General features: G+C 38.9%; 1 protein-coding gene, 2 pseudogenes and 1 CRISPR repeat array. All 3 genes and pseudogenes read right to left on the bottom strand.

The features are described from left to right. Positions 1 to 99: 99 nt before the first annotated feature. A CRISPR array of direct repeats spans positions 100 to 4,073; the repeat unit is 37 nt; unit sequence GTTTCAATCCCTAATAGGACTTAAGATTAATTGGAAC. Positions 4,074 to 4,315: 242 nt separating this feature from the next. After that, a pseudogene (c2c8, locus tag BGL89_RS10350) lies at positions 4,316 to 5,857 on the bottom strand (type V CRISPR-associated protein C2c8); the annotation flags it as partial. A 46-nt stretch (positions 5,858 to 5,903) separates the two neighbouring features. Next, positions 5,904 to 7,044: pseudogene (locus BGL89_RS10345) on the bottom strand (RNA-guided endonuclease InsQ/TnpB family protein). A gap of 446 nt (positions 7,045 to 7,490) precedes the next feature. Further along, positions 7,491 to 8,327, bottom strand: a complete 837-nt coding sequence (cas6, locus tag BGL89_RS10340) for a CRISPR-associated endoribonuclease Cas6 (RefSeq protein WP_286825643.1) — start codon at positions 8,325 to 8,327, stop codon at positions 7,491 to 7,493. Positions 8,328 to 8,377 lie beyond the last annotated feature (50 nt).

Genomic DNA, 8,377 nt, shown 5'->3' with positions numbered 1-8,377 from the left:
GTATAGATTTCAGCTACTTTTAGGCGTAGGCACTCTCATCGAATTTTATTTTAAGTTAATTATTTGCATAACAATTACCGAAGAGCCATTTGTCGTTGCGTTTCAATCCCTAATAGGACTTAAGATTAATTGGAACAATTGTTAGCGCAGTGCTTGGCAATGCAGATAGTCCCGGTTTCAATCCCTAATAGGACTTAAGATTAATTGGAACGTGTACCCAGTTTCCCATCGAGCCACTGAGCTTCGGTTGTTTCAATCCCTAATAGGACTTAAGATTAATTGGAACCTGATAATCAGTAATTCTTTTGGCAAAAATTTCTTCGTTTCAATCCCTAATAGGACTTAAGATTAATTGGAACTAAGTATATAAATAATATATTTATATTATCTTTTGTTTCAATCCCTAATAGGACTTAAGATTAATTGGAACAATTGGAACATCAGTTGGCAATTTTGCAGAAAAAAACTTGTAAGTTTCAATCCCTAATAGGACTTAAGATTAATTGGAACCAAATCCAAGCTGATTTAGGGGCAAAAAGCCGATGTTTCAATCCCTAATAGGACTTAAGATTAATTGGAACTTCCATTGCCAGGTACGACTGTGGGAAGGGATGAGTTTCAATCCCTAATAGGACTTAAGATTAATTGGAACAATATTATTCAAGCTCCAAGATTACTTTTGCCAAGCGTTTCAATCCCTAATAGGACTTAAGATTAATTGGAACTCGGTTTCTACTTTCTTGCGATCACGCTTTTGGCTTGTTTCAATCCCTAATAGGACTTAAGATTAATTGGAACTCAATGACAAAATTTTGTCATTGAGTTTTTTCCTTGTTTCAATCCCTAATAGGACTTAAGATTAATTGGAACTGCAGAGATGCCCGTTCTATTGTGTTTGTTTTTGTGTTTCAATCCCTAATAGGACTTAAGATTAATTGGAACTTGAGCGCGTTAAGCAGGCGCATCGAGATTATGTAAGTTTCAATCCCTAATAGGACTTAAGATTAATTGGAACCCGTACCATGAAAACCTAATAGGAGATCATCATGGTTTCAATCCCTAATAGGACTTAAGATTAATTGGAACACGTTACTACGCAAAAGCTGTTAAAATTATATGAGTTTCAATCCCTAATAGGACTTAAGATTAATTGGAACGGATTAATCCCGATGGATCGATCGAATACCAAATTGTTTCAATCCCTAATAGGACTTAAGATTAATTGGAACGGTTTTGAGGAATTTTTTAAAGTTTTTTTCAAAAGTTTCAATCCCTAATAGGACTTAAGATTAATTGGAACTCTCCGGGTATAAACTCAATCTCCCCGCTCAACGATCAGTTTCAATCCCTAATAGGACTTAAGATTAATTGGAACAACCTCCCCAGGACTAAATCGGGGCGGTGGGGTTGTTTCAATCCCTAATAGGACTTAAGATTAATTGGAACTCCTCAAAATTGGCTTTAATTACTTCTAAAGAATGTTTCAATCCCTAATAGGACTTAAGATTAATTGGAACTCTAAGGCGATGCTTACGGCTTTAGGCAACCGAGGTTTCAATCCCTAATAGGACTTAAGATTAATTGGAACTTGATCAGGGTTCGCGCCCCCACCTCCCAACTTCCCCGTTTCAATCCCTAATAGGACTTAAGATTAATTGGAACTTTATGCGCCTGATTCTTTGTCTCTTAAAGATAAGTTTCAATCCCTAATAGGACTTAAGATTAATTGGAACCATCCAACTCGAATTAAATTTAGGAGGCTCATGGGTTTCAATCCCTAATAGGACTTAAGATTAATTGGAACTTCATTAGGCGGTTTCCTCCGCCGCTTTTTTTATGTTTCAATCCCTAATAGGACTTAAGATTAATTGGAACCCGAAACCCCTGGCATTTTTTATCAAGAGGTAAGAAAAATGTTTCAATCCCTAATAGGACTTAAGATTAATTGGAACATTGTTATTAATTCGCTCGTCCACCGGAATGTAGCTGTTTCAATCCCTAATAGGACTTAAGATTAATTGGAACTTTCTCAAAGCGATGAGGGAAATGCTCGATGAAGCCGTTTCAATCCCTAATAGGACTTAAGATTAATTGGAACAACTGAATGGCTCCAAAAAACCCAAGCAACTTTTGAAGTTTCAATCCCTAATAGGACTTAAGATTAATTGGAACTTGGAACAAGGTCAAAAGCGCAGTAAACAAAAGTGCCGTTGTTTCAATCCCTAATAGGACTTAAGATTAATTGGAACTGGGCATAATTCCACTTAAAACCAAATCGTTCAGCGTTTCAATCCCTAATAGGACTTAAGATTAATTGGAACCAACAAGTCGCCACGGGTAATTTAATCGCCCAAGTTTCAATCCCTAATAGGACTTAAGATTAATTGGAACCTATAGGGAAAATTAGCCGTCAAGTGGCATCTCTTAGTTTCAATCCCTAATAGGACTTAAGATTAATTGGAACTATAGGGAAAATTAGCCGTCAAGTGGCATCTCTTAGTTTCAATCCCTAATAGGACTTAAGATTAATTGGAACAGGATGCAGGATCAGCGAAGCCTTATCGATCAGGTTTCAATCCCTAATAGGACTTAAGATTAATTGGAACTCTAGATATAAGGCCAGAGTGCCTAAGCTTGAGTGTTTCAATCCCTAATAGGACTTAAGATTAATTGGAACATTTTCATAATGTACCTGCCACCAGTATTTACCAAGTTTCAATCCCTAATAGGACTTAAGATTAATTGGAACGCGGGTTTCGCGGGCGGGGGGGATATCCTTCTTACCAGTTTCAATCCCTAATAGGACTTAAGATTAATTGGAACATTATTGCCTATATTGGATGGAGAATGCAGATGGTTTCAATCCCTAATAGGACTTAAGATTAATTGGAACCATATACGTAGGAGAATGTCACGAACCCCAATAACCATTGTTTCAATCCCTAATAGGACTTAAGATTAATTGGAACCCTTTTTCGATGGTATTTATCTTAATGCTTCAATTGAGTTTCAATCCCTAATAGGACTTAAGATTAATTGGAACCAAATTTAAATGTAAAATTCGGAGATGATGCCCCGTTTCAATCCCTAATAGGACTTAAGATTAATTGGAACTTCAAGCCTCCGGGAATGTGCGATTAAGCACTCGAATTGAGTTTCAATCCCTAATAGGACTTAAGATTAATTGGAACATGAATGATAGCCGTTCTTATTTCGCGTTCTTTTACTCGAATTGAGTTTCAATCCCTAATAGGACTTAAGATTAATTGGAACATTAGCTTAGGAGATAGTAAAAATTTTAACTGATGTTTCAATCCCTAATAGGACTTAAGATTAATTGGAACAGGCTCGATCGCTTACCTTATTGCCTTGTATATTGTTTCAATCCCTAATAGGACTTAAGATTAATTGGAACAAAAGTACCCGCAGATCTCCTATCAAGTAGAATTGTTTCAATCCCTAGTAGGGCTTAAGATTAATTGGAACTCGGAGCTAACCTATTATTATCTCTATTTGCTCCTAAACCTCCTACTCGTTTCAATCCCTAGTAGGACTTAAGATTAATTGGAACCAGGTGTAGTGTAAGTGTAGTATTTACCGATCAAGGTTTCAATCCCTAATAGGACTTAAGATTAATTGGAACATTAGATAAAGTGTCTTGATATTCTTTGAGATTTCCGTTTCAATCCCTAATAGGACTTAAGATTAATTGGAACTGCCAGTGGGGCGAGAATCCGTGTGTACCGGAAAGTTTCAATCCCTAATAGGACTTAAGATTAATTGGAACGACAAGAGTGCCGTTTTTATTGTAAAGATGCAATGTTTCAATCCCTAATAGGACTTAAGATTAATTGGAACTCAGTTCAAAAGTTAATTTAAAAAACAGAGGTTAGTTTCAATCCCTAATAGGACTTAAGATTAATTGGAACTTTTAAAAATGCTGCTATTGTGTCCAACAATCCCTTGTTTCAATCCCTAATAGGGCTTAAGATTAATTGGAACCAGCAATATTTCTGTTAGTGAATTGGAACGATTTGTTTCAATCCCTAATAGGACTTAAGATTAATTGGAACCTTCTGTAGATGGGGATATAGCTGAACTAGGTCCAGTGTTTCAATCCTCAGTAAGGCTTAAGCTTAATTGCTTCGATTCAGGCCCGACTAATGGCGAAATATCTCATGGTTTCAATCCTTAGTAAGGCTTAAGCTTAATTGCTTCCCATCTTCCTTTAGCCCTTGATGTAAAAGGGTTTCAGGTAAGGATTGCGCCCCATTCGCTAAAATTCAGTTTTCAAGGTTCTGCTCGGTCTAAAAAATCAGTCTAGTAAATCCCAGATCGTAAGCTGGTCGGGGTTTTCGGGGATTGCGCCCCGCGATTTTTTAGGCTTTCGCTTGGATACCTTATCAGATAAGGCTTTTGGTTTGTTTTTGCCGTGGCTATCCCCGCACGGCTGAGGTGGGGCGGAAGAAAAAATAAGGGATTGCGAGCCATTCTCGGGCTGAGTGGGGGTGCGATTCCCTTCCTGCTTCATCTGCTTACTAATCGAGTGTTCGGCATTCTCTATCGGCGCATCCCCGATAGACTCTTGATTTGCATCAAGATCAGGCGTAAATTCCCCTGCTAAACCAGGGTATTTTCCAATCATAGAGACAGGAAACTTGATTAAAGAGCTAATCGCTCTCAAAAACTCATCTCGTAAGCCACGGATCAAAATATTTGCGGCGGCATTCTGATCGGCGTGGGCTTCGTAACCACAGCTAACACATTTAAACTTCGATTGACTGACACGGTTAGCTTTATCAATATTACCACAATTGGGACAAGTTTGTGAAGTATGTTTAGGATTAACTCGGATTATTTTTCTGCCACGTTCGTTAGCTTTATTTTCAATAAATGTGCGAAGTTGACCAATAGCATTATCAAGTAATGCCTTATTTAATCCAGACTTTCTTTTTTTGCCATTTTGTTTATAACCATCGCCGTCTTCTCTTTCTTTAGGTTTTGCGGCGGCTGTCATGTTTTTTAGTTTTAAATCTTCTAAAATAACTGATTGATATTCGCTGGTTATTTTATGGGCTAATTGAGCATTTCTCCCTTTTCGCTGACGAGCAATTTTTTCGTGAACACGAGCGAGTTTAGCGTAGGTTTTACGCTGATTATTAGAGCCATCTTTCTGTCTAGAAGCTTGACGCTGTAATCGATCAAGTCGCTTTTTCTGAATTTTTGCGTAGCGTTTAGCTTCTGATTGTCTTCCTAAATCATCGGTAAATATTGCCACAGCACCCATATCTAAACCAACACATTTATCGGATTCTTTATAGATCATGTCGTCGGTTTCAACGGTTAACTGTAGATAATATCCCGTCGCTTTACGAGTAATTTTAGCCATTCGGGGAGCTTTCCCTTGCAATCGATCGAGTCCCCGTACTTTTAATAATCCTATCTTTGAGGAAACGATAACCCCGTTAGATTTAATTTTTATAGTATCAGGTTGACCATTAACAAGAGTCTCCACTTTATCCCGTCTTCCTTTGAATCTGGGAATCCCCCGAATGCCTTTTTTAGCGGCATCATAAGCGGTTTTGATCACACTTTTAAAAAAGCCTTTTTTAAACTCTGTTTCAATTTCACCGATAAATTTTGCCGTATTTTCTCGAAAGTAAAAAGCAAGTTTCTTTCTGTTGAGATAATTAACAGCATCCTTGTCAATATTTTCGGCATTCATAAAACGACGGATAGGAATAGCATCTAAGGGAGTATATTCTTTTCCGTTGCTTGTCTTTTTAAAATAGGCGATTTTACAGCAAGGATTGCCGATTAAAAGCTTTTTCTCTTTATCTTTAAGGGTTTTAAACTCTTTTTCGTCTTGACGCTCCCATCGCTAAAAGCGAGGGATTCCCTGTTCATCCAGTTACCTTATCTATTAAGCTTTCACCTAATAGACAGTGGGTAGTCTGTCCGAGGGCTTGAATTTCTGTCCGCCCGACAGTATTTGCTTTTTGAAGTATGTTGATAGCGGCATTTTCATCTCTGTCCAGAACACAACCACAAGAACATATATGAGTTCTTACAGACAATGTTTTCTTGACAATCGAACCACAATTAGAACACTCTTGACTTGTATATTGTGGATTTACCGCTACCACAAACTTCCCGTGTATTTTTCCAAAGTAGTCTAACCAATCGGTGAACATTGACCAACTTGCATCAGAAATTGATTTCGCAAGTTTTCTGTTTTTCACCATATTAGAAACCTTCAAATCCTCATAGACTACCAAATCGTTAGATTGGATTAACGCTTTTGCTGTCTTAACGGCAAAATCTTTACGTTGTCTAGAAACTTTTAAATGAAGGCGGGCTACTTTAGATTTCTGCTTTAACCTTTTTTGGCTTCCCTTTTTCTTTTTGGAGAGTTTACGCTGTGCCTTTTTCAGTCGTTTTTCGGCTTTACGGAGGAAACGAGGGTTATCAATTTTATCCCCATTAGAGTCGGTCAAGAAATGGTTTAAACCTAAATCAATCCCTACTTCCTTTCCTGTAGAATTAAGCAGTTCTACTCGTTCAAGGTCTAAGACAAATTGACAATAGAATCCGTCAGCCCTTTTAATAAGCCTAACTCTTTTGATTAGGGGCTTATCTAGAATTTCACGATTATAAGAGCCAACTAGCTTTAACTTACCAATTCCAGTTTTATCTGTTATGTGGATAGACTTTTTATCTTCTGACAGTTTCCAGCCAGAAGTTTTGTACTCCACAGACCTTGAGAACTTCTTGAATTTAGGGTAGCCTTTTTGAGCTAAACCTTTCTTACAATTGTCATAGAAACGAGATATAGCAAACCAAGCTCTTTCGGCACTAGCTTGACGAGCCATAGAGTTAAGATTACCTACAAACGGAGTGTCTGAATCATTACTCAACGTTGTTACAAATTTGCAAAAAGAAGCATAATTTACCTTACCGAATGAACTGTCCTATTCTAATAGCTTCTAAGATAGCTATTTGTTGTTGTTGTGTAGCTTTAACCTTAAACTCTATGACTCGCATTGACCCGACCTCTCAATGTGTTATGTTATAACTATATCATCTCACTGTGCAAACTGTCAAGGGTATGAAATAAATTTAATTAGACACCCCTAAGTATCAATCGTGCTTCGCTGTTTTATACTGGTCGGCTTTTCATCTCATCGGTAAAACCGAGAGCCTTCAAACCGACATTTCAAGTAACTTACACGCAGCCAAAGACTGATCAATTTTGCTGACCTGTTCTTCGGTGGGATGAATTTTAAACTCTAGGACTTTCATGTTAGGCTCAAAAATCAAATACTTTTATACTAGCTTTAGTTTAGAGCTATGTCAAATAACAAATTCTGCATTCTAAGGGCAAGGCCCATGAACGAGTTAAAAATCCTTGAAAACTATTTCCAGAAGACGAAAAGGACTAAAACCGAGGTTGAGAGCGGCGATCGGTATGTAATCAGATTCATCCATAACTATTTTTTCTCCTTAGCAATTCTGCGAGTCATCCCCATTCCCATGGTGGTTTTCCGTCCCACTCCCGCATAGAGGGCAAAATCCGCCAGTGCATTAATCGCTTTAATCTTTGCGGGTTCCACCTCTCCCAAAAGACGATAGTGAATCTCGCCCACACAACCGATCGACTGGTTTTTATAGGCCTCATCGGCTAATTTCGTTTGAATATCGAAGAAACTGGGGAAAATCGAGTCTAGGGCAATAGAATCGAAGGGGATACCGCTATAGCGATTCCAACGACCGAGAAGGCTATTAAACACCAGTTCCCGCGTCGGTAAGGCACTATCGAATTTTCCCTGCCGGAAGGTGACGGGGGTGACGAAAAGGAAATGAAATTCCCGATTTGTTTCCGAGGCGTTTTCATACAGGTATTGATAAGTACAGGAGTTCGCCCAGGGTTGAACCGATTGCGGGGTAGCGAGGACGCTGGTAATGACGAGATCGGCGGAACCGAGATGCCAAGGGTGTTGCGGATTGAGATTCAACCAGAGTGAGGTTAATTTACCGAATAATCGGTCATCGAGCAGAGAAATCCGCCACCAGCAGGGAGTTTCTGGGGCGATCTCCCGTTCGTGTCGCCAGCGCAGGGAATTTATCGTTATTTTCCCCCCGGATTGAATCTGTAGTGGGGAGAGGGTAAAAGCTTTATCTCCCTCGGCTGCGTGCAGGGTGTCCCCTAATTCCTGATCAACACTACTGACAAGGGTAAGAAATAGCGCATGAAGGTGTCGTCCGGTGAGAAAATTCGGATAGATCGGCGATCGGGGTGTGAGATTGAGAACGAGACTGTAGGGCATTAACTTAATCGGGCCTTGGCGAAAATTTGTCCGGGGGTTAGGGTTAAATC

It is taken from the genome of Microcystis sp. LSC13-02 (assembly GCA_002282935.1).
Lineage (GTDB): Bacteria > Cyanobacteriota > Cyanobacteriia > Cyanobacteriales > Microcystaceae > Microcystis.
This window is presented reverse-complemented; position numbering and strand designations above follow the sequence as displayed.

Bases quoted from the DNA above. Each gene is read 5' to 3' on its own strand.
- cas6 (WP_286825643.1), bottom strand. From the start codon at position 8,327: ATGCCCTACAGTCTCGTTCTCAATCTCACACCCCGATCGCCGATCTAT.